Source organism: Ruegeria sp. CE12, assembly GCF_056537525.1.
Genome location: NZ_JBQFRS010000006.1, coordinates 101,380 through 122,500, shown reverse-complemented (window position 1 = coordinate 122,500; position 21,121 = coordinate 101,380). Strand labels below are relative to the sequence as shown.

General features: G+C 55.7%; 19 protein-coding genes. 7 read left to right on the top strand and 12 right to left on the bottom strand.

Annotated features, from left to right (window positions below; genetic code table 11):
• Window positions 1-10 precede the first annotated feature (10 nt).
• The 5 genes from kce to ACR0IO_RS15285 all read right to left on the bottom strand — a co-directional run bounded on the left by kce (window position 11) and on the right by ACR0IO_RS15285 (window position 5,537).
• Window positions 11-946 (bottom strand): 3,5-dioxohexanoate:acetyl-CoA acetone transferase, encoded by a 936-nt coding sequence (gene kce / locus ACR0IO_RS15305; protein ID WP_480742455.1) that lies wholly within the window; start codon window positions 944-946, stop codon window positions 11-13.
• 10 nt (window positions 947-956) lie between these two features.
• Entirely contained in the window at window positions 957-1,757 is an 801-nt protein-coding gene (locus tag ACR0IO_RS15300; protein ID WP_480742454.1) for an SDR family NAD(P)-dependent oxidoreductase, read from the bottom strand.
• Window positions 1,741-3,282: a choline-sulfatase gene (gene betC, locus ACR0IO_RS15295; RefSeq protein WP_480742453.1), complete on the bottom strand. Its 1,542-nt coding sequence runs from the start codon at window positions 3,280-3,282 to the stop codon at window positions 1,741-1,743. Before betC ends, ACR0IO_RS15300 begins: the two co-directional genes overlap by 17 nt.
• A complete protein-coding gene (locus ACR0IO_RS15290; RefSeq protein ID WP_480742452.1) occupies window positions 3,279-4,418 on the bottom strand; it encodes an aromatic ring-hydroxylating oxygenase subunit alpha in 1,140 nt (379 codons plus the stop codon). The genes betC and ACR0IO_RS15290 overlap by 4 nt, the downstream gene beginning before the upstream one ends.
• 90 nt (window positions 4,419-4,508) lie before the next feature.
• Window positions 4,509-5,537, bottom strand: coding sequence for a GlxA family transcriptional regulator (locus ACR0IO_RS15285; RefSeq protein ID WP_480742451.1), 1,029 nt, complete (start codon window positions 5,535-5,537; stop codon window positions 4,509-4,511).
• Window positions 5,538-6,264: 727 nt separating this feature from the next.
• Between ACR0IO_RS15285 and ACR0IO_RS15280 the strand changes: the two genes are divergently transcribed.
• Complete coding sequence (locus ACR0IO_RS15280; RefSeq protein WP_480742450.1) at window positions 6,265-7,320, top strand: tyrosine-type recombinase/integrase; 1,056 nt, start codon at window positions 6,265-6,267, stop codon at window positions 7,318-7,320.
• A 69-nt stretch (window positions 7,321-7,389) separates the two neighbouring features.
• Here the strand turns inward: ACR0IO_RS15280 and ACR0IO_RS15275 are convergent, their stop codons facing one another.
• Window positions 7,390-8,496 carry a ParB/RepB/Spo0J family partition protein gene (locus tag ACR0IO_RS15275; RefSeq protein WP_480742449.1) on the bottom strand — a complete coding sequence of 369 codons (1,107 nt, stop codon included), beginning with the start codon at window positions 8,494-8,496 and terminating at the stop codon, window positions 7,390-7,392.
• Window positions 8,493-9,800, bottom strand: a complete 1,308-nt coding sequence (locus ACR0IO_RS15270) for an AAA family ATPase (protein ID WP_155149432.1) — start codon at window positions 9,798-9,800, stop codon at window positions 8,493-8,495. Before ACR0IO_RS15270 ends, ACR0IO_RS15275 begins: the two co-directional genes overlap by 4 nt.
• Before the next feature lie 468 nt (window positions 9,801-10,268).
• Here ACR0IO_RS15270 and ACR0IO_RS15265 point away from each other — a divergent pair, with 468 nt between their 5' ends.
• Window positions 10,269-10,955 carry a DnaA N-terminal domain-containing protein gene (locus tag ACR0IO_RS15265; RefSeq protein WP_480742448.1) on the top strand — a complete coding sequence of 229 codons (687 nt, stop codon included), beginning with the start codon at window positions 10,269-10,271 and terminating at the stop codon, window positions 10,953-10,955.
• 66 nt (window positions 10,956-11,021) lie between these two features.
• Here the strand turns inward: ACR0IO_RS15265 and ACR0IO_RS15260 are convergent, their stop codons facing one another.
• Window positions 11,022-12,293: an MFS transporter gene (locus tag ACR0IO_RS15260; protein ID WP_480742447.1), complete on the bottom strand. Its 1,272-nt coding sequence runs from the start codon at window positions 12,291-12,293 to the stop codon at window positions 11,022-11,024.
• Window positions 12,294-12,491: 198 nt separating this feature from the next.
• On the opposite strand from ACR0IO_RS15260, the gene cyoA reads away from it, so the two are divergent.
• From cyoA to ACR0IO_RS15235, 5 genes are read left to right on the top strand one after another with little or no spacing between them, the layout of a single operon-like run.
• Window positions 12,492-13,553 (top strand): ubiquinol oxidase subunit II, encoded by a 1,062-nt coding sequence (gene cyoA, locus ACR0IO_RS15255; protein ID WP_480742446.1) that lies wholly within the window; start codon window positions 12,492-12,494, stop codon window positions 13,551-13,553.
• Between the two features lie 33 nt (window positions 13,554-13,586).
• Entirely contained in the window at window positions 13,587-15,620 is a 2,034-nt protein-coding gene (gene cyoB / locus ACR0IO_RS15250) for a cytochrome o ubiquinol oxidase subunit I (RefSeq protein ID WP_480742445.1), read from the top strand.
• Window positions 15,620-16,258, top strand: coding sequence for a cytochrome o ubiquinol oxidase subunit III (cyoC, locus tag ACR0IO_RS15245; RefSeq protein ID WP_480742444.1), 639 nt, complete (start codon window positions 15,620-15,622; stop codon window positions 16,256-16,258). The genes cyoB and cyoC overlap by 1 nt, the downstream gene beginning before the upstream one ends.
• Window positions 16,255-16,611 carry a cytochrome o ubiquinol oxidase subunit IV gene (gene cyoD / locus ACR0IO_RS15240; protein ID WP_155149445.1) on the top strand — a complete coding sequence of 119 codons (357 nt, stop codon included), beginning with the start codon at window positions 16,255-16,257 and terminating at the stop codon, window positions 16,609-16,611. Before cyoC ends, cyoD begins: the two co-directional genes overlap by 4 nt.
• Complete coding sequence (locus tag ACR0IO_RS15235) at window positions 16,608-17,315, top strand: SURF1 family protein (RefSeq protein ID WP_480742443.1); 708 nt, start codon at window positions 16,608-16,610, stop codon at window positions 17,313-17,315. Before cyoD ends, ACR0IO_RS15235 begins: the two co-directional genes overlap by 4 nt.
• A 7-nt stretch (window positions 17,316-17,322) precedes the next feature.
• Here ACR0IO_RS15235 and ACR0IO_RS15230 read toward each other — a convergent pair whose 3' ends face one another.
• From ACR0IO_RS15230 to ACR0IO_RS15215, 4 genes are read right to left on the bottom strand one after another with little or no spacing between them, the layout of a single operon-like run.
• Complete coding sequence (locus ACR0IO_RS15230; protein WP_368669843.1) at window positions 17,323-18,318, bottom strand: ABC transporter ATP-binding protein; 996 nt, start codon at window positions 18,316-18,318, stop codon at window positions 17,323-17,325.
• A 1-nt stretch (window position 18,319) separates the two neighbouring features.
• Window positions 18,320-19,348: a Gfo/Idh/MocA family protein gene (locus ACR0IO_RS15225; protein WP_480742442.1), complete on the bottom strand. Its 1,029-nt coding sequence runs from the start codon at window positions 19,346-19,348 to the stop codon at window positions 18,320-18,322.
• Window positions 19,345-20,184, bottom strand: a complete 840-nt coding sequence (locus ACR0IO_RS15220) for a carbohydrate ABC transporter permease (protein ID WP_155149451.1) — start codon at window positions 20,182-20,184, stop codon at window positions 19,345-19,347. Before ACR0IO_RS15220 ends, ACR0IO_RS15225 begins: the two co-directional genes overlap by 4 nt.
• Before the next feature lie 13 nt (window positions 20,185-20,197).
• Window positions 20,198-21,112 (bottom strand): carbohydrate ABC transporter permease, encoded by a 915-nt coding sequence (locus ACR0IO_RS15215; protein ID WP_480742441.1) that lies wholly within the window; start codon window positions 21,110-21,112, stop codon window positions 20,198-20,200.
• Window positions 21,113-21,121: the final 9 nt, after the last annotated feature.

Here is a 21,121-nt window from a genome sequence, read left to right as displayed (position 1 = left end):
GTTTCCCCCTTCAGAAGGCAACCTGATCGCCACCCTTAAGCCCAAGACGAACTCGCGCCTCGGCGGGGGTGGCGACGGTAAGGCCGAGATTTTCGATGATGTCGTGGATTTTCCGGACCTGCTGAGCGCTGGATACGGCCTTTTCGCCGGGTCCGATGTACAAGCTATCCTCCATCCCGACGCGGACATTGCCACCCAGCAATGCGCTTTGGGTCGTAAAAGGCATCTGAAAGCGACCGGCGGCCAGAACCGACCATTCATACTCATCCCCGAACAGCTTGTTGGCGATAGTGTGCATATGCATCAGGTTATCGAGGTCGGCGCCAACACCGCCCAGAATACCAAACACCATCTGCACAAAAACCGGACCGTCGATCCAACCCTGATCGCGAATCCACGCGAGGTTGTAGAGGTGGCCGAGGTCATAGCATTCGAATTCAAATCGGGTGCCGTGGCCCTGCCCCAGTTCCTTTATGCAGTATTCGATATCCGCGAAGGTATTTCGGAAAATGAAATCGCGGGTCATGTCCAGAAACTCGGGCTCCCACGCGTGTTTCCAGTTCGAATACTTATCCTTCATCGGGAAAATGCCGAAATTCATCGATCCGATATTCATGCTTGCCATCTCGGGCGACGCTTTCACGGCGGCGCGCAGGCGTTCTTCGCGGGTCATGCCCAGACCACCACCGGTCGAGACATTCATGACCGCGTCCGTGGCCTGTTTGATCCGTGGCAGGAAGTCCATGTACAGGTCGGGATTTGGATCGGGCTTTCCGGTTTCCGGGTCGCGTGCATGAAGGTGGATAATCGAAGCGCCTGCTTCAGCTGCTTCGATTGATGCGGCTGCAATCTCGCTAGGCGTGATCGGCAGATGCTCGGACATGGTGGGCGTGTGAATCCCCCCGGTCGGAGCGCAGGTGATGATGACAGACTTCTGCTTTGGCATGGCGCGATCCTCAGAGCTTCATCTGCTGCACCTGGGCTGACAGCCCGCCATCCAGCACCCACAATTGACCCGAGGCATAACGTGCCTCGTCCGAGGCCAGCCAGTTGACCAGATTGGCAATGTCTTCGGGTGTGCCATAGGTGCGCATCGGGTGAACATCGCGCACCGCCTGTTGCAGCTGATCAATGGTTTTCCCGCCAGCGCCGGAACCATCACCGGTGAAGAAACTTTGCAGCATTGGCGTATCGATATAGCCCGGACAAATGGCGTTGACGCGGATGCCTTCTGGTCCATGATCGCAGGCCATCGCACGGGTCAACGCATGGACTGCCCCTTTGGTGGCACAATAGGCTGCGAGACCCGGATCAGCGATGAACCCATCATAGGAACCGAAGTTAATGATGCTGGCACTGGTCCCTGACTGGGCCGCTTTGCGCATCAGCGGCAGTGCGTATTTCGAAGTCAGAAACGTGCCGGTGCAGTTTACAGCAAAGCTGCGGTTCCATTCTTCCAGCGAAGTGTCCTCGATGGTTTTTTCAATCTCGATCCCTGCAGCGTTGACCAAGATATCCAGCTTACCAGTATCGGATTTGACCCGCTCCATCGCCGCGACTGCGTCGGTCTCTTGCGTGACGTCCAGTTTGACAAAGACGCTGCCATCTTCGTCATGTTCAGACAGCGAACCCTGCGGGGTAAGATCGGCGGCGAAGACATGGGCACCTTCGCGGAGGAAGCGTGCGACGATTGCACGCCCAATGCCACCGCGCCCGCCAGTCACCAAAGCGGTTTTGCCTTCAAGTTTTCCTGTCATCGGGTGTCCTCGGGTTTAAACGATAGTGTTCGGCGGCCACAGTCCAATCCATGTGGTTGCGCACATATTGCTGGCTGGCGTCAGACGGCGGGTTGTAGTCCCAATGTTCTCCGGCCCCTGCCTCCATCGCAGCATGCAGCGCGTGCCGGGATTTCTGAGTGGCGATAATATTGCGACGCAGTTCTTCACTGTCCCATCGCTCGGTCACTTCTGCGGCGAAAGCTGCGGCAGCATCGCGATAAGTGGGCTCATTAGCTATGTTTTTCGTTTCCAGCGGGTCCTGAGCCAGATCATAAAGCTGAGGCGGGTCGGCATCACAATGAATGTACTTCAAAGGCCCGCGCCGGATCATGAAAACGGGATAGGGCGTCATCTCGGCACAGTATTCGCCGATCGCTTCGTCCACCGGGTCGGCTTCGCCACGCGCGAGCGGCATCAGGGAACGGCCATCCACCGGTTCGCCCAAAGTCGCTGCACTGCCACCAGCAATGTCGATGAAGGTTGGCAACAGGTCCAGAAGCGAGCAAGCGTTTCCGGCTACGCCATGGGAAACACTCGCGCCCGCCATAATCAACGGCACACGGGCAGAGTGTTCGAAGAAGTTCATCTTGTACCACAACCCACGCTCACCCAGCATGTCGCCATGATCTGCTGTCACGATGATGATGGTGTTGTCGCTTTCACCGATATCTTCGATGGCTTTGACAATTTCACCGACCTTGCTGTCAAAATAGCTGACATTTGCCAGATAGGCGCGGCGGGCGCGGCGCACCTCTTCCTCGGTCAGGGGCACCACGCTGGCTTCGATCCCATCCATCACCCGGCGCGAAAACGGATCCTGCTCATCCAGCGCAGGCACAAATTCGGGCATGGGAATCTCATCGTCATCATAGAGGTCCCACCATTCGGGTTTGGCGACGTAGGGATCATGCGGATGGATAAAGCTGGCCACCATGCAAAAGGGTGTATCCTGCCCCGCCGCGCGTTCGCGTCCCCGGTCAATCAGCCAGCGACGCGCAGCAAAACCGACCTCGTCATCGTAATCGGTCTGGAAAGTGGCGACAGCGACACCGCTTTCCTTGACCGTCTGCATGTTGTGATACCACTTATCGATGCGCTCGTCCGGAGCCTCCCAATCTGGGGTCCACGCAAAATCGGAGGGGTAGATATCGGTGGTGACGCGATCCTGAAACCCGTGTTTCTGGTCGGGGCCTACGAAGTGCATCTTACCGGACAGGCAGGTGCGATATCCCAACGCCTTAAGATAATGCGCAAAGGTCGGGACCGAAGCGCGGAATTCGCTTGCGTTGTCATAGGCGGCGATGCGGCTGATCAACTGGCCCGACATGAAGGCAAACCTAGACGGTGCGCAAAGCGGCGAATTGCAATAAGCCGCATCAAATCGCATTCCCCGCGCCGCCAGCGTGTCGATATGGGGCGTCTTGGCGATCGGGTGGCCGTAGGCTCCGGTCCAATGTGGGGCCAGCTGATCTGCCATGATGACAACGATGTTGGGCCGCGTCATCTGACGGCCCCGGCATAGGCCTCCAGAACCAAACCATGAAAGTGGTGAACTGCGTGTTCGGATTTTCCCGATCCGGTCGGGTCATTGACAATGCGTCCTTGGGTGAAGGCGGGCGTACTCATACCACGCTGAACGCTTTCGACCAGGCTGATGTCCTCGACCTGCAGGACTTCATCCAGATACCGGATGGCATCCAGTTCGCCTTCATCGGGTTCGGGCGTTTCAAGGAAAAAGTCGTATGTCTCCAATGTCCGATCCGGGCCTACGGGAATGATGTTCAGGACAATCATGCTGGATCGTCCCGGATAGCGCATGAGGCAGGTTGTCGGCCACAACCACCAGACCGCATGGGTGCGCACGGTCGCGTTGGAAACATCATAGGCGGTATTTGCCGACTTCCCCGCATCCGCCATGTGGCTGGAATAGATGCCGTGTGTGGTGACCTTGTAGGTATCCATATCCACCAGATCGCAGAAATCCTTATGCGCGGTGGGGCAGTGATAGCACTCCAGAAAATTGTCGACGACATTCTTCCAGTTCGACTTGATGTCATAAGTCAGGCGGTGACCAAAGGTGAGTTGGTCAATGTCAGGTGCCCAATGGCGGATTTCAGTTTCCAGACTACCTGACTGCTCTTTCAGCGAAGCCGCGCTCGGATCCAGATTGACGTAAACAAAGCCAGCGAATTCTTCGACCTGAACTTGATCGAGACAGATCTCACCGGTGCTGAAATTCTCAAGATGTTCAGTTTCCGGCGCACGTACCAGCTGACCGTCCAACTTGTAGACCCACGCATGATAGGGGCACATGATACGGGTCGTACTGCCCTCCCCTTTCAGCAACTCATGTGCACGATGTTTGCAGACGTTGTAAAACGCCCTAAGAACACCCTCGCGGTCCCGAACCACCGCAATAGGTTGCCCAGCTATTTCGATTGTCACAAACGACCCGGATTCCCGCAGTTTCTCAACGTGGCAAACCCACTGCCAAGACTTTGCTATGATTTCACGCTGATCGGCAGCAAACCACTCTTGCTTTACATAAGCGTCGGCTTTCAGAGATTGCGAATTGCCCGCATCCGCCGAATAGCCCTCAGCGATGGTCGCGAACTGAGCCTGGGTCGGTAGGTCTGTCATTTTGGACACTCCTTTGCCTGCCGGTTTGCAAAGGTATGATCTGCCAAAAACCACAATGGTGCGGGCAGTCTAATCGCCATAGACTAAACTTTATTCGCCATCCCTTACACCCACAGCCGGACGGTACATCGGCCAGGCCCGAAACTCGAACGGTACCCTGCCCTCGATCCGATCCTGACTTGGAGGCAGACCAAAGCGTTGCTTGTAAGCACGTGCAAAATGGACCTGGCTTGGAAAACCGCAGGCCTGCGCAACTTCGGAGATGGGAAGCTCAGTCTGTGTGACCAACCCCCTCGACCGGTCCAACCGGATATCCCGGTAATACAATTGCGGACTGGTCTTCACATACTCCTGAAACAGGCGATTCAACTGACGTTGAGAAACCCCAGCAAGCTTGCACAGCTCGGGAATGGCAATCAGCGTTTCCAAGTGCTGCTCCATGATCACGATCGCTTTCCGGACCTTGGGCGGCGCCGTGTTTCCCAGAGGTTCCAGTTGGCTGTCGGTCTGATGTGCGCCCAGCCCACGAAGATTGGGATAGAACAGATATTTCGCGCAATCGTTTGTCAGTGCATCGCCGACAATCCCGTGCAGCAGAAATAGTGCAAATTCGCCGGTTGCAGTCCCGCCACAACAAGTACCGATATTGCCTTCGTGAAGGAACAAATCCTCACACACCTCAGTCTCTGGATATTTCTCACCGAAAGCATCTATATGCTCGTAATGGACGGTGGCACGTCGCCCCCGCAAGAGACCTGCTTCGGCCAGGATGAAGGCCGCGGTATCGATCCCTGCAACATAGCTGCCAGTCCGTGCGTATTTGCGTATCGCAGAAAGCAGGGGCTCACTGGTGAAAGCTTCGGGCGTCCAACTGCTGGACGCAACGACTATGTCTGGTCGTGATTGCTTAATGGAATCCAGCGGCCTGACCGCAACTTCCACCCCGTTGCTGGCTTGGCAATACGTGCCGGTTTCACACGCTACACACCACTGAAAAAGCTGTTTTCCAGCCAGGTAGTTTGCAGCCCTGAACGGGTCCAAAAACGCCATCGTCGCCGCAAGATTGAAATGCGGCGTGACCAGAACCAGAATCTCGGTCAATTCGTTTTTCTTCAGCATGGCCACGATGCAGCGGTCTCTAAGAAACAAGGATGCAACTTTAGAAGATCATTCCCGGCATAGAAACGCCAGCCTTCACCGAGTGTCGATACTGCGGAAACACCTTCCCAATTGAGGTCCGAGTTTAATCACCATGAACAAATCGTTTCGTGACTGACGATGATGCCGCGCCCCGCCAACAAGTATTCAAACTCGCACACCCTCGGTACGAAACGACGTTAGGCTCAAACGGCGTATAAAATCACTGATCGCAGAGAACGGCATCCATTTAAATGGGCTTTCGAAACACGTTTGCTCATGACGAACTGTCTTACCTACGGGGTCATAGCGTCAACACCGTGTCGAAACCGACCCATCGCTACATCAAACCAAAGGTCAACCAAAGCCGAACTTCGACACTCAAAAACCCCTTGAAGGCTAATTGGGCAGGCATTGACCTAGTTTGCGTGATGGCAAGAGATCGACTAACGCCCGAAAACTCCCTGCAGCAGCAGCCTATGCATTTGACAGGGTGTCGGCTGTTCTTCTGCCTCCTTCAGCATTGTTCAGAAATTGTGACAGTTTCCAGTAGTTTTGTTGGTTTACAATATGCCTGCCTCCGTTATGCGCATAATTCGCATATTTTGTTCGTTACATTAGAAACTTGACTCGCTCATCATTACATTTGATAAGTATCTCTTATCATGTATGATTGATTTCACCAGAAAACCGGCACAGAATGGCGGTCATGAAGCCTCCTGTCCCATATCTGCCAGCCACTCCCCCTGCCCTAACGCTCGTCGATCAGGAGGCGCTGAGTGACCTGTATATCCGAGGAACCCCGGAAAACACTTTGCGGGCTTACGAACGTGATCTGGTCTACATCACAGCATGGAAATCTGCCCGGTTTGGTGCCGCACTGGCCTGGCCGGAATCCGAGGCCACAGCGCTCGCTTTCATTCTCGATCACGCCCGCGATCTCAGCAGCGCATCTGAGGCGGACATCGCCCGGCAAACAGCGGACATGCTGATTGCGCAGGGACTGCGCAAGACGCTAACCTGCCCGGCCTCGTCCACGCTGGACCGGCGCATCGCGTCCTGGTTGGCATTCCACCGGATGAAGAACCTGACCAGCCCTTTTGATGCGCCCCAGGTCAAACAGACGCGCGCCAAGGCGCGCCGGGCTATGGCCCGTCCCCCTGCCCCGAAATCGCAGCACCCGATTACCCGCGATGTGCTCGAGCAGTTGCTGTCCACTTGTCGTGGGTCCCGGCGAGATTGCCGCGACCGCGCCATCTTGATGCTGGGTTGGGCTTCTGGTGGTAGACGACGTTCGGAGATTGCTGGATTGCGGTGCGAAGATGTCAGTCTGAAGGATTTCAACAAGGCCGGGCTGATCTGGCTTTCGCTGCTGGAAACCAAAACCACCCAGAAAGGTGAAACACCCCGGTTGGTGCTCAAGGCGCGCGCCGCACAGGCGCTGGTCCATTGGATCGAGGTTGGCGAAATTCGCGATGGGCCGCTGTTCCGCCCTGTCTCCAAAGCGGATCGCGTACTCAAGCGCCGCCTGTCACCCGATGCGATCTATCAGATTGTCCGGCACCGGCTGAAACTGGCGGGCCTGCCCGAAGACTATGCCTCACCGCACGGGCTGCGCTCCGGCTTCCTGACACAGGCGGCGCTGGACGGTGCGCCGATTCAGGCTGCAATGCGCCTCTCCCTGCATCGCTCGCTCGCTCAGGCCCAGAAATACTACGATGACGTCGATATTGCCGAGAACCCGGCGACGGATCTGCTGGGATAGTTTGCAAACAAAATGGCGCCGGAACTCTCTCCGGCGCCATTGCTGAAATTCAAGCCAAATATCATTTTCTTACCCGTGGGTAAGATCATCCTCTTCCCAGAGATCCGCAATAAGTGTCGAGATGGCCTGTTCCAACCGGGCCCTGTCGACCCGTGTGAAATCGAGGTCATACCGCAGATCAATACGCCCGCTTGATGCCGAACACTTCGCAATCCCTGCCCGTCCGGACACCTGAAACGTTGTCTTGGCACGACGCGGTTTGCTGTTGTTCTTCGTTGCATTCTTGGTCGGCTCGGCAGCTTCTGTGTTTAAAAAGCTGCGTAAAATGGCTACCTCACGGCTACTGTCCCGGTCAGGTTCACTCATCAACGCAGAGCTCACCTGCCCGATAAGGCCAGGATCTGTATCAAACTTGCGTTTGAGTTCCACACCTACATTGCGCGGAATGTCGTTGGGATGCATCAGCACCTTCTCCAGCAAGGCAAGAAGGCTGGCGAAAGCCCGAATATAACTACGCTTCGTATAGCTCGCCGACTTGAACAGGATCGACACAGCCTTATCGACATCCACACAATCGTTGTTCGGATCATCTGCAAATGCCCGCGCAAGCGCACCCATTTCAGCGAAGGAGATATCCTTGCGGATCAGATTTTCATCCACCATACGGCGATAGCTGTCGTTCAGCTCTGACGCTTCGGCGATACCTGCAGGGATTTTGGAATAGGCTTCATCACCGGTTTCCTCGTACAGGGCGCGATATGCCGAGAGGCGCCGCATTCCTTGAATCAGGTCAAATCGTCCATCGGGTCGACGTTCTACGCGGATCGGGTTGGACAGGCCAATCTCCTGGATTGAAAGTTTGAGCTCATCCAGTTCGGGATCAGGGCCGGGTTTGCGATCGCGCGTCAGCTTTTTAGTCATCACATCGGATAATGCGATGTGCTCAGTCACAAGACCTTCGGAACGTAAACGGACAAGCTCATGCGCCAGTCGATCATTCTCGGACCGAATTGCATCTTCTGTAGATTGTTGGTCCCGCAACGCATCCGCATTCTCGGAAATCGCAGCGGCCATTGGACCGCGACGTTTTTCGAGCACTTTGTCAGGAACCTTGCCAACCGGTATATCCTCAACAGCCGGCATATCGATATCGAACATTCTGCGTTTACGGCTCATGCGTCATCCTCCAGCTTGTCCCAGGCCGACAACATTACGCCCCGGAATTCTTCATATACATTGTCAAAGGTCGATCGTGCGCGCCGCCAGGTCTCTCGCGTCATTTCGCGGTAGTCCATTTCATAGACCGAGCTCAGGAAGCGGCCTGACTGCTCAACTGCGCGGGTCATCTCGACAGGGTGCTCGGCAACGTGTTCGCCGAAAACCTTGCGGAACGCATCGAACATGGCAAGGTGCAGTGCGTTTCCGGGTTCATAACGCGTCAACAAGAAGCGAAGTTCACAGAATGTCTTGGGCAGACCAATCTTACCCGTGGGTAAGGTCTTGTCGAAACCATAGGCAAGGTCTTCGAGCGCCTCAGCCAATTGACCAATGAAAGACGTGGTCGAGTCATATTCCCAATATCCTGGGCCGGACGGCACATAGAGCATGTCAGCAGCGAAGACCGCATTCATCGACTGATACCCAATGGCCGGAGGACAATCGAACAGGATCAGGTCATAGGCATCGTCGGGAATCTGATCGAGATATCGGGATACCGCGGCAAAGAACGACCATTCCGGATTCAGATGCCGATACTGCGCAGAGGCAAATTCAACGAAGGCAGCGTTGGCGCAGGAGGGGATGACATCGATGGTCGACCATGAGCTTTGTTTGATAAAGTCTGCGATGCGCAGGTCACCAAGACCCATGTCGGTGATCGAGGGCGGCAACTCGCGGCGGGGCAGGGCGGTTCCAGATTCCGCTGCCGCCGGGCGGTTGTTCATCCGCTCGGTCTCGCGGATCAGGTCCCGCGCCATGATGCCCCAGACGGTGAAGTCCTCGGCCACATCCGTTAGACCCATGGAATGGCTCAGCGTCGCCTGGGGGTCGAAATCTACCACCAGCACGCGATACCCATCCAGAGCGGCGGCATGCGCTAGATGCAATGCGACGGTCGATTTGCCGGCGCCACCCTTGAAGTTCGCGACTGCCGCACGGATAGCCCGCTTTCCTACAGGACGTGGCGGCATCAGGGATCTGCGATTGACCTTGAGCCGTCGACGCAGCTCATTGACCTCCTCAAGGCTGAACCAACGTTGCCGGCCGTCTGGCTCCACCTCTCCACCGGGCAGAGAAGGGTCAGCGGCCAGCTTGCCGCGAAAGGTTGACTGGTTCACCCGAAATATCAGCTCGGAAACTTCCCAGCTGGAAAACCGGCGCAGCGTCTTCTCCATCTCGGGGCTGAAAGTTTGCTGGCGAATCCAACCCTGCAACTTGAGTGATTGATTGCGCAATGCATTCAGGTCTTCGTGCGTGTACATGCCTCAGCTCTCTTTTTATTGGACGTAAATTTTTGCCTATTCGCTTTTTACGCTTGGTTTGCGTTTTTGGCAAAAGAAATTATCATGAAATCCCAATCTTACCCGCGGGTAAGAAATTAAGGGGTTTTCGACGCCCGACCGATTCGGAGAGGAGACATCCCTGCGTTCACCCATCGCTTGGCTTAGTGCACAAGATTTAGGGGGACAGATCGGAGAGCTCTGCCCGATTTAGGGGGACAAACCTCTCAAATAGGGGGACGCGTAGGATGTCCCCCATCACCAATACTTCACCAATCTATTTATATTTTTAGATCGGAATGGGGCTCCGAATTGCATCAATTTCAGAGGGCTCTTGACAGAATCGTCACATTGGACGCTAATCAGGACAACATTACGAAAAGCGTTGGGAAACGGCGCTAACGATGCGGACTAACCCGCACGAGGCAGATTGAGACGGTGAGGACCCGGATGCAGCTTTCAAAGCCGGTTGGCCGAAATGCGCCAGCCCTCAAGTATGATATTTTATCGGCTTTGGCTGTCCATGCCTTATCCGGTGACAAGCATCGTCAGCGCAGCATTTTGCGAATCGTGAGCCTGATCACCACGCGATACAACTGGCGTAACAATGAGTTGTCGATTGGGCGGGAAGAAATTGCCCGCCTTTGGTCTGTCGATGAGCGCACTGTCAAAAGAGAAATGGCCAAGCTACGTGGTTTAGGCTGGATAGCGGTTAAGCGCCCGGCTGTTCGCGGACGCGTTGCCGTTTACGAGCTGGACCTCAAACAGATCATGCTGGATACGTCTACGGTTTGGCCTGTCATTGGCACAGACTTTGCAGAACGAATGGGACATGAGCCGGAAGTCGAACCATCGAACATAGTTCCATTCGCAGTTAAGCCACCCCTGGCTGAGACAGACGGTGACGAAGTCTGGAGCGCCGTTCAGGCGGCCCTGCATGGGCGCGACCCTGAACTCTGGTCAAGCTGGTTTCAGCACCTTACCGAGGTCGAGAGGGCAGGGGGCGTCGCAACCCTGATGGCGCCATCTCGTTTCATGGCAGACTACATCGCCCAAAAGTGGAGTGGTCGAATTCTGGCCGCTTACGGGCGCACAGATCCTTCGATCAGATCCATTCGGGTTGAAGCTGCCGAATAGCTAAGTCTGCATTACGTCGCTCGCCGGGCAAGCATTCATCGCTTACCCGGTAAACATATTCGTCGATCAAGCTGATCTGTCGTCTGAATCGCGTTTGTTCAGCAGGCTAAGCGCGCCAAATGTCACCAGCGCACCCGAAAGCAGATAAAGCCCTGCAGCCCACAGGCCGAATACTGCAGTAAGCCCGACTCCCACTAGGGGCGCAAAGGCTGCTCCGAAAATCCAGGACAGGTTCGTTGCCATAGCGGAACCGGAATAGCGGTATTTCTTCGGAAAGCGCTTTGGCACAATGGCGCTTGCCTGACCATATGAGAGACCCAGCACGAGGAAGCCGAACAGGATATAGGCGTACGGATAATGGGCCAATGTTCCGATCATCAGGCTGAGCATGACGATCAGAACCGTGCTGATTTTGATCACTGTGCGCCGGTTGTACATGTCCGCCAGAATGCCCGATGCAATCACTGTCAGGATCGCCAGCGTACCGCCAATCAACTGCACGGTCAGAACCTCGGTGATCTCGAACCGCTCATAGATGGCTGCGAATGCAAGCGGGAACACCGTGACCATGTGGAACAGCGCATAGCTGGCCAGAGGCAGGAAGGCCGAAAGCAGGATGGTTCTGCCCTCGTTCTGAACCAGCTCTTTCAGAGGTGCAGATTCCGTGACTTCTGGCTCAACGCCCAGATCGGCATTCAGCAACCGGACGCGAGCATAGAGGGATACGACATTCACCGCCATTACTGCGAAGAATGCGAACCGCCAGCCCCACTTGATGAACTCTTCTTCTGTCAGAAAACCGTTGAGAACGAAGAATATCGAAGCGGCCACAACGAATCCGATAGGTCCGCCCAGTTGGGGTACCATGGCATAGAGGCCCTTGCGGTTTTTTGGCGCAGCGCTTTGTAGCTGCAGCGTCAATCCGTCCCAGGCGCCACCGAGTCCAAGACCCTGAAGAATGCGCAAAACAGCCAATAAAACAGGCGCGAGCCAGCCGATTTTCTCATATCCTGGCAGCAAACCGATGGCGACAGTGGACGTTCCCAGCAGCAAAAGCGCGAGTGACACCTTGCCGACCCGGCCTATTTTGTACTGCAAGGTTCGACCCAAAAGGCTTGCGACGGGGCGTGCGAGAAATGCGAGAGAAAAGATCGCAAATGACGCCAGCGTACCAGACAGCGGGTCGAGCATCGGAAAAAACAATTGGGGAAATACCAGGGCCGAAGCGATAGCATACACAAAAAATCCAAAGAAATCAGTTACTCGCGCCATGACGACGGTGGTGATCACCTCGTCAATCGTAGCTGAGTAGCGCGGTGTGTTATCAACGCTGGTCATGATATACTCCTGTCTCGAATGTTCGGGATACCCATCGTTCCCGGAGCACCAAGCCAAAGGTAATTCTGTGGGTCATCATTTGTCGCATTGCACCACGACATAGAAAACAGCACAAGGGGCCTCGCAAGCAGAGGTACGTGAATGTCTCGCCAGCTTAGCAACTCTTCAGTCCAAAACCGATCCAAGAGACGCAAGAAAATGAAGCGCGCATTTCCCGCGGCAGCATTGTTGTCGCTAATCGCACTGGCAGGGTGCGACATGGTTGTCCTCGATCCTTCCGGCGATGTCGCCGTTCAGCAGGCGGACCTGATTTTGTACTCAACGGTCCTGATGCTGATCGTGATCGTTCCGGTCATGGCGTTGACCGTGTTCTTCGCATGGAAGTACCGCGAGTCGAATAAGGATGCGACGTATGAGCCGGACTGGGATCATTCGACCAGTCTTGAGATCATCATCTGGTCCGTGCCGTTGGCGATCATCATCTGTCTTGCCGGGCTGACCTACGTCGCGACCCACAGGCTGGATCCATTTGAGCCGTTGAGGCGGATTTCAGCGGTTGAAGAGATCGACGAATCTGTCGAACCGATGGTGATCCAGGTTTCAGCGATGGACTGGAAATGGCTGTTCATCTACCCGGAAGAGGGCATTGCAACGGTCAACGAAGTCGTTGCGATCGTGGACCGGCCGATCAAGTTCGAAATAACATCGACCACGGTTATGAATTCGTTCTTCGTACCGGCGCTTGCAGGACAGATCTATGCCATGTCCGGCATGCAGACCGAGTTGAATGCAGTGATCAACGAAGCCGGCATCTATGACGGTTTCTCGGCCAATTACAGCGGCGAAGGTTTTTCGCAGATGCGCTTTAAGTTCCATGGCAAGGATCAGGCAGATTTTGATGCCTGGGTTGAACAGGTGCGCACGCAGGGAACCGAGTTGGACCGGGAATCGCTCGCTCAACTGAACCAACCCAGCATTTCCCACCCTGTGACCTACTACAACACTGTCGAAGACGGATTGTGGGACAAGATCGTCAACCTGTGCATCGAGGATGACACGCTTTGCCTCAATGACATGATGATGGTGGATGCCTTGGGCGGTGGTGGCCTTGAGGGGCTTTGGAACCGCGAAATGTTCCGTGGCATTTGCTCGGCCGATGACCCTGGTGCGCTGATGGCGATGATCCGCCCCGAAATGCGCATCCGCGAAGACGAAATTATCACTGCGATGACGCTGGTACCTCCGGCGGCCGCGAACTGACCTGAAACGAATAAGAACTGGAAAGATAACGCTATGTCGCTATCTCACGAAGTCGCTGACGGTATCGCCCATGTTTCGGGTGTGGACCCATTCTGGGGCAAGCTGTCTTGGGGCGTGTTTCCCTTCTATGAGCCGATCGTGCTGGTCACGTTCATCGTTGTCATGCTCGGCGGTTTGGCCGTTGTCGGGGCGCTGACTTACTACCGCCTCTGGGGTTATCTCTGGAAAGAATGGTTCACCAGCATCGACCATAAGAAGATCGGGATCATGTATATGGTTCTGGGTCTGATCATGTTGCTGCGTGGCTTTGCGGACGCATTGCTGATGCGGGGTCATCAGGCCATCGCCGCCAGCGGGGGTGAGGGCTATCTGAACGCGCACCACTACGACCAGATCTTCACCGCCCATGGCGTCATCATGATCTTTTTCGTGGCGATGCCCTTTGTCACCGGCTTCATGAACTACGTTATGCCGCTGCAGATCGGCGCGCGCGATGTGGCCTTTCCGTTCCTGAACAACCTCAGCCTTTGGCTGACCATCTCGGGCGCGGTGCTGATTATGCTGTCGCTGTTTGTGGGTGAGTTCTCGACTGCGGGCTGGCTGGCCTATGCGCCTTTCTCGGGGCTCGAATACAGTCCGAGCGTCGGTATGGACTATTATCTCTGGTCGCTGAACATTGCCGGGATCGGGACAACTCTGTCAGGCATCAACCTTGTGGTGACGATAATCAAGATGCGCGCACCGGGTATGACACTGATGAAGATGCCGGTCTTTGTCTGGACGACCCTGTGCACCAACATCCTGATCGTTGTGACCTTCCCTGTTTTGGCCGCAACGTTGGCACTGCTGACGGCGGACCGCTATCTGGGTACCCATTTCTTTACCAATGATCTGGGCGGCAATCCGATGATGTATGTGAACCTCATCTGGATTTGGGGTCATCCAGAGGTCTACATTCTGATCCTGCCCATCTTTGGTATCTTTTCGGAAATCGTGCCGACATTCACCGGCAAGCGGCTGTTCGGTTATACCTCGATGGTTTACGCGACCTGCGTGATCATGGTGCTCAGTTATATTGTCTGGTTGCACCATTTCTTCACCATGGGGGCAGGGGCCAACGTAAACGCCTTCTTTGGCATCACCACGATGATCATCTCGATCCCGACCGGGGCCAAGATCTTCAACTGGTTGTTCACCATGTATAAGGGACGCATCCGGTTCGAGACCCCGATGCTGTGGGTCATGGGTTTTATGCTGACATTCGTGATCGGTGGTATGACCGGCGTTCTACTGGCGGTGCCCCCGGCGGACTATGTGCTGCACAACTCGCTGTTCCTGATCGCGCATTTTCACAATGTGATCATTGGTGGCGTTGTGTTTGGCATCTTTGCAGGCATCATCTATTGGTGGCCCAAAGCGTTCGGATTCAAACTGGAACCATTCTGGGGCAAGGTCAGCTTCTGGTGCTGGCTGATCGGGTTCTATCTGGCCTTCATGCCGCTTTACGTTCTGGGACTGATGGGTGTGACCCGCCGTATCAGTCAGTTCGAGACCACCTTCTATTCGGTCTATTTCGTGATCGCTCTGGTTGGCGCGTTGTTCGTTGCTGCAGGTATCGCGGCGTTCCTGGTGCAGATTTATGTCTCGATCCGCAATCGTGATGCGCTGCGTGATGTCACGGGCGATCCGTGGAATGGACGTACGCTGGAATGGTCGACCTCTTCACCGCCGCCTTACTATAACTTCGCCTTCACGCCGCGTGTCTATGAGCTGGACGCCTTCACTCAGATGAAGCGCGAAGGGTTCGTGCGCCCCACCGATGGGTTCGTTCCGATCCACATGCCGCGCTATACGGCCACGGGCATCGTCATGGCCGGATTCCTGACCGTCATGGGCTTTGCTCTGATCTGGCATATCTGGTGGCTGGCGGCTGTCAGTTTCGCTGCAACGCTGGTCTATGGCATCGGCCATACGTTCAACTACGACCGCGACTATTATGTCCCGGCGGATGAAGTGAAGGGTATCGAAGACCAGCGGACACAACTGCTGGCGGGGGCTGCGGAATAATGACGGAAACAAGTACGGATCAGCCGAAAGAGTTCTTCGTCATCGAAGAGCCCCATCACGGAGACGATCACGAAGAGCATCACGAAAACGGAACCATGCTTGGGTTCTGGATCTATCTGATGAGCGACTGCCTGATCTTCGGCATCCTCTTCGCAACCTACGCTGTTCTGGGCCGCAACTATGCGGCCGGTCCGGCCCCCGTCGACCTGTTCGATATCGAGATGATTTTGGTCGCCACCTTTGCGCTGCTGTTCTCATCGATCACGTACGGGTTCGCTGTTCTGAGGATGGAGATGGATGACCTGCGCGGTACTGTTCTCTGGCTGATTGTCACAGGGCTGTTTGGCGCAGGGTTCCTGTATTTGGAAATCGAGGAGTTCAAGCACCTCTGGCACATTGGCGCGACCCCGATGGCAAGCGCATTCCTGTCGTCGTTCTTCATTCTGGTGGGCACGCATGGTCTGCACGTTCTGGGTGGCAGTATCTGGTTGCTTGTGCTTCTGGCTCAGCTGGGCCAGCATGGGCTGACCCATGAAAACAAGCGGCGGGTCATGTGCCTGTCCCTTTTCTGGCACTTCCTCGATCTGATCTGGATCGGTGTCTTTTCCTTGGTCTACCTGACGGGGGTCCTGCTATGAGCGATCACGCAAAAGGGGCCGGCGGCACCTTCAAATCCTATGTTATCGGCTTCCTGCTTTCCGTAGTACTGACTCTGATCCCGTTCTGGATCGTACTGGGTGATGTGATGGACAATACGGCCTGGGCTGTTGCGATCATCTTCACGCTGGGCGCGGCACAGATGCTGGTGCACATCCATTACTTTCTGCACGTTACCCTGAAGGCCGAGGAGGGGTGGCAGGCAATGTCGCTTGGCTTGACGGTATTGCTGCTGGTCATTGTCCTCGCGGGGTCGATCTGGGTCATGTTCAATCTGGACGCCAATATGATGCCCGCACATGAACAGATCGAGCGGGTTCGCAACCTGCCATGAGCGATCAAAATACCGCCCGACGGCCCGGATGGGTGACCGTGCTGCTGTTGGGGTTGTCGGCGGTGTTGATCGTTGTCTTTGTTTTGCTGGGCAACTGGCAGATGCGACGGCTGGCCTGGAAAGTAGAGCTAATAGAAGCTGTTAAAAGCCGGGCCTTTGGTGAACCGGCCGCGCTGCCTGACGTATTCGATCCTGACCAGCATGCCTATTTGCGTGTCTCTGTTGATGGTCAATTCCCGACGACTGGCGCGATATTGGTTAAGGCGGTTACCGAATTGGGGCCCGGATTCTGGGTCATGTCACCGATGACAACAGGCGAGGGGGTGCTGTGGGTCAATCGTGGTTTTGTTTCGTCAGATCAGAAGCAACCCGAGAACTGGGTTGAAACGGATTCCCGCATAACCGGATTGTTGCGCCCGACCGAGCCCGAGGGCACGTTGTTGGAGCGCAATGATCCGGGAAATGACCGTTGGGTTTCGCGCGATACGCTGGCAATGTCCAAGGCTCTGGGACTTGGCGATACGCTGCCCTATTTCATCGACGCAGAACATGCAGGTGCGCCCGAGGCATGGCCTCGCGGTGGACTTACCATCGTCAAGTTCAGGAACACGCATCTGTCATACGCGCTGACCTGGTACGCGATGGCGATCCTTTTTGCCGCTGCTTTGGTCTACGTTATACGCTCGGGCCGGTCCGAGAAGTAGAGTTAACCTAGAGCCTCAACCCGTCCGTGCCGAAGGTCAGCGTGTTGCCTGCTTCAAAATTGATGCCAACTTCGCTGCCCGGGGACACATCGTGCTGGCCAAACGCGCGCACGGTGAAGGGTTTATCCGTACCGATATTCACCAGAACGTTGGTGTCTGCGCCCAGGTTTTCGACATGCACCACAGTTCCTGACAGAGGTCCTGTCGCGCCGAGTTGAGCGTATTCCGGGCGTATCCCAACTACGGTATTGGTGCTGCCGCCAATCATGTCGCCCGGTACGAAATTCATGGCCGGAGAGCCGATGAACTCGGCCACAAAACGATTGGCGGGGTTGTTGTACAGCTCCATCGGGCTGCCGATCTGTTCGACTCTGCCATCCCGGAGAACCACGATCTTGTCCGCAAGCGTCATCGCCTCGGTCTGATCGTGGGTCACGTAGATCATGCTGGCGCTGATCTGCCGGTGCAGATTGGCAATTTCGACCCGTGTGTTCAGGCGGAGCGCCGCATCCAGATTTGAGAGGGGTTCGTCGAAAAGGAACAGTTTCGGATTCCGCACGATCGCGCGACCGATTGCAACCCGCTGGCGCTGACCACCGGACAGTTCGGCTGGGCGGCGTTCCAGATACGGTTCCAGAGACAGCATCCTGCTGGCCTCGGTAATGCGACGGTCAATCTCACTCTTCGGATGTCTGGCCTGTTTGAGACCCAGCGCCATGTTGCCCCGGACCGTCAGGTGCGGATAGAGCGCATATGACTGGAACACCATGGCAATGCCGCGCTTGGCAGGCGGCGTGTCATTGACCCGTTCCCCGTCGATTTCGACAGTGCCCGATGTCGCATCCTCCAATCCCGCGATTACGCGCAGGAGCGTAGATTTACCGCAGCCCGAAGGACCGACGAATACGACGAATTCGTTTTCCTCAACGGTCAGGTCGATGTTTTTCAGGACCTCCACCTGGCCGAATGACTTGCACACATTGCTTAGTGTCAGGGCGGTCACGTTACGTCTCCTTCAGGTCGACCGGCTGGCCGGTTCTTATGCTTTGATCGGCGGCAAGGCAGATGCGCAGGGATTGCACCGCGTCGCTCATGTGGCGGGTCAGGTCGATATCATCGGCAATGGCTTTCAGCATGTAAGCCTGTTCCGCATCGCAGAGTTCCTGATGGCCGGGTTCGCCTTCCATTTCGATCAGGGTATCTCCGCCGGGTTTGTGCACCAGAATGCCACCCACTTTGGTATGGCCGTCCACGTCGTCTGAGTCGCCTTTGTCGCCTTCGGTGATCGATACCGCACCGTTGGGTGAAACGATGTCTTTCACGAAAAACGCGGTTTCGGACATCATTGGCCCCCAGCCGGCCTCGTACCAACCAACGGAGCCATCCTCAAAGACCACTTGGAACTGGCCATAATTGTACATGTCGGGTGCGATCTCATCCGAAAGCCGCAGACCCATTCCGTTGACACGAACAGGCATGGCGTCGGTGATTTGGCACATCACATCGACATAGTGGACACCGCAATCAACGATGGGAGAGGTGGTCTGCATCAGAGCCTTGTGCGTCTCCCAGGTCGGGCCGGTCGATTGTTGGTTCAAATTGAGGCGGAAAACATAGGGACCACCCAGATCACGGGCTTCGGAGATCAGCCGCATCCAGGACGGATGGTGGCGCAGGATGTAGCCGATGACCAGTTTGCGATTGGTCTTAACCGCCTTTTCCACGACGCGACGGGCATCTTCAACTGTAGTTGCCAGCGGCTTTTCTACAAATACATGCGCCCCGGCCTCCATGGCTGCGCAGGCGAAATCGGCATGGCTGTCGGAGTAGGTGGCTATCACGGCCAGGTCCGGCTTGGTTTCGGCCAGTGCTGTCTGGAAGTCTGTAAAGACCGGGTATGACCGCAGGTCAGCGTGATCGACCGTACCGGATCGGTTCACCAGCCCAACGATTATAGCGTCAGCGTGATGGTGATGCGCCAGCGCATGGCTCAGCCCCATGTTACCCAGACCTGCGATGAGAACCCGGATCATTTGACCGCCCCCGAAGTAATGCCGCGGATCAGTTGTCGCGAGAAGATGACATACAGAACCATCACCGGCAGGATCGCCATGCTGAGCGCGGACAGAACCGCGTTCCAGTCGGTGACGAACTGTCCGATGAAAACCTGGCTGCCCAGCGTCAGCGTTTTGGTTTCCTCAGCAGGGGCCAGGATCAGAGGAAACCACAGGTCGTTCCAGATCGGAATCATGTTGAACACGGCCACGGTCGCCATCGCCGGGCGCACCAGTGGCAGAACCAGCCGGAAAAAGATTGTGTATTCGCTGAGCCCGTCAATGCGCCCGGCGTTTTTGAGATCATCGCTGACCTGGCGCATGAATTCGGAAAGGATGAAGACGGCCAGCGGCAGACCTTGTGCGGTATAGACGAGGATCAGCGCCATCAGCGTGTTTACCAGCCCCGTCGCCACCATCATGTCGAGGATCGCAACTGTACCGATGCGGATCGGGATCATGATGCCCAACGCCAGGTAGAGCCCCATCAGAGTGTTGCCTTTGAACCGGTATTCGCTGAGCGCGAAGGCCGCCATCGCTCCGAACAGAAGGATGAAGAACAACGACGCTACGGTCACAATCATCGAGTTCTGGAAATACAGGAAGAAATCACCCTGTTTCATCACCGTCTGATAACCGATCATCGAGAATGTTTCGGCATCCGGCAGGGCCAGCGGTTCACGAAAGATCGCCTTTCGGGATTTGAAGCTGTTGATCACGATCACAAAGACCGGGAATAGCGCGATCAGCGTGTACAGGATCAGCGCGCCGTGCATGGCGGCGATGTTGAAGGGGTTTCTGCGAGCTTTGTTCATGATCCCATCCCCCTCAGAACTGATACCGGCGGATACGGGTCTGGATCAGAAACAGGTAGATGCAGACTCCGGTCAGGATGATCGCGAACATGCCCGTTGCAATTGCCGATCCCATATGCGGATCACCCAGTTGCAGCTGGAAGCCGAAGAAGGTGCGGTACATGAAAGTGCCCAGAATATCGGTTGAGAAATCCGGCCCTGCAAGCGCGCCCTGTGCGGCATAGATCAGGTCGAATGCGTTGAAGTTACCGACAAAGGTCAGGATCGAGATGATGCCGATTGATGGCAGGATCAGCGGCAGTTTGATTTTCCAGAAAGCAGACATTCCGGTGATACCCTCGACCTCGGCGGCCTCTAGAATTTCTTCGGGGATCGACAGTAGCGCGGCATAGATCAGCATCATTGGTATCCCGATGAATTGCCAGACCGAGACCAGCGCGAGTGTTGTCAGAGCGTACTCCTCTTTCCCCAGCCAGGGGGCATAGAGGGATTTAAGGCCAATCGCAGCCAGCATATCCGGCGCGATGCCCCAGATCGGGGACAGGATCAGCTTCCATGCAAATCCGACGATCACAAAGGACAGGATTGTCGGGATGAAGATGGCCGAGCGATAGAAAGCGGCAAAGCGCAATCGCGGATGGCTGAGCATAGCGGCCAATGCAATCCCGATGGGATTTTGCACCAGCATATGGATGAAGAAGAACCAGAAGTTGTTGCCCAACGCGTTCCAGAAGGATTCAGACCATAGTGGATCGCCAAACAGGGTTCGGAAATTGTCGAGGCCAACAAACACGCGGGTCTGGTCAACTTCGGTGTAAAGCGCCAACCGCAGCGTATTGAACAGTGGAAAGACCATGACGGCCGAGTAAACCAGCACAGCGGGTGCCAGAAAAACCACGATGTGCCATTTGATCCGGCTATTGCCCATGTCATGCCT

What these genes read in the sequence shown, in the direction of transcription:
- ACR0IO_RS15215 (WP_480742441.1), bottom strand. Translation starts at nt 21,112, where the DNA reads ATGGGCAATAGCCGGATCAAATGGCACATCGTGGTTTTTCTGGCACCC.
- kce (WP_480742455.1), bottom strand. Translation starts at nt 946, where the DNA reads ATGCCAAAGCAGAAGTCTGTCATCATCACCTGCGCTCCGACCGGGGGG.
- ACR0IO_RS15265 (WP_480742448.1), top strand. Translation starts at nt 10,269, where the DNA reads ATGCAGCTTTCAAAGCCGGTTGGCCGAAATGCGCCAGCCCTCAAGTAT.
- cyoB (WP_480742445.1), top strand. Translation starts at nt 13,587, where the DNA reads ATGTCGCTATCTCACGAAGTCGCTGACGGTATCGCCCATGTTTCGGGT.
- cyoC (WP_480742444.1), top strand. Translation starts at nt 15,620, where the DNA reads ATGACGGAAACAAGTACGGATCAGCCGAAAGAGTTCTTCGTCATCGAA.
- ACR0IO_RS15275 (WP_480742449.1), bottom strand. Translation starts at nt 8,496, where the DNA reads ATGAGCCGTAAACGCAGAATGTTCGATATCGATATGCCGGCTGTTGAG.
- ACR0IO_RS15235 (WP_480742443.1), top strand. Translation starts at nt 16,608, where the DNA reads ATGAGCGATCAAAATACCGCCCGACGGCCCGGATGGGTGACCGTGCTG.
- cyoA (WP_480742446.1), top strand. Translation starts at nt 12,492, where the DNA reads ATGAAGCGCGCATTTCCCGCGGCAGCATTGTTGTCGCTAATCGCACTG.
- ACR0IO_RS15270 (WP_155149432.1), bottom strand. Translation starts at nt 9,800, where the DNA reads ATGTACACGCACGAAGACCTGAATGCATTGCGCAATCAATCACTCAAG.
- ACR0IO_RS15225 (WP_480742442.1), bottom strand. Translation starts at nt 19,348, where the DNA reads ATGATCCGGGTTCTCATCGCAGGTCTGGGTAACATGGGGCTGAGCCAT.
- ACR0IO_RS15300 (WP_480742454.1), bottom strand. Translation starts at nt 1,757, where the DNA reads ATGACAGGAAAACTTGAAGGCAAAACCGCTTTGGTGACTGGCGGGCGC.
- betC (WP_480742453.1), bottom strand. Translation starts at nt 3,282, where the DNA reads ATGACGCGGCCCAACATCGTTGTCATCATGGCAGATCAGCTGGCCCCA.
- cyoD (WP_155149445.1), top strand. Translation starts at nt 16,255, where the DNA reads ATGAGCGATCACGCAAAAGGGGCCGGCGGCACCTTCAAATCCTATGTT.
- ACR0IO_RS15290 (WP_480742452.1), bottom strand. Translation starts at nt 4,418, where the DNA reads ATGACAGACCTACCGACCCAGGCTCAGTTCGCGACCATCGCTGAGGGC.
- ACR0IO_RS15220 (WP_155149451.1), bottom strand. Translation starts at nt 20,184, where the DNA reads ATGAACAAAGCTCGCAGAAACCCCTTCAACATCGCCGCCATGCACGGC.
- ACR0IO_RS15285 (WP_480742451.1), bottom strand. Translation starts at nt 5,537, where the DNA reads ATGCTGAAGAAAAACGAATTGACCGAGATTCTGGTTCTGGTCACGCCG.
- ACR0IO_RS15280 (WP_480742450.1), top strand. Translation starts at nt 6,265, where the DNA reads ATGAAGCCTCCTGTCCCATATCTGCCAGCCACTCCCCCTGCCCTAACG.
- ACR0IO_RS15260 (WP_480742447.1), bottom strand. Translation starts at nt 12,293, where the DNA reads ATGACCAGCGTTGATAACACACCGCGCTACTCAGCTACGATTGACGAG.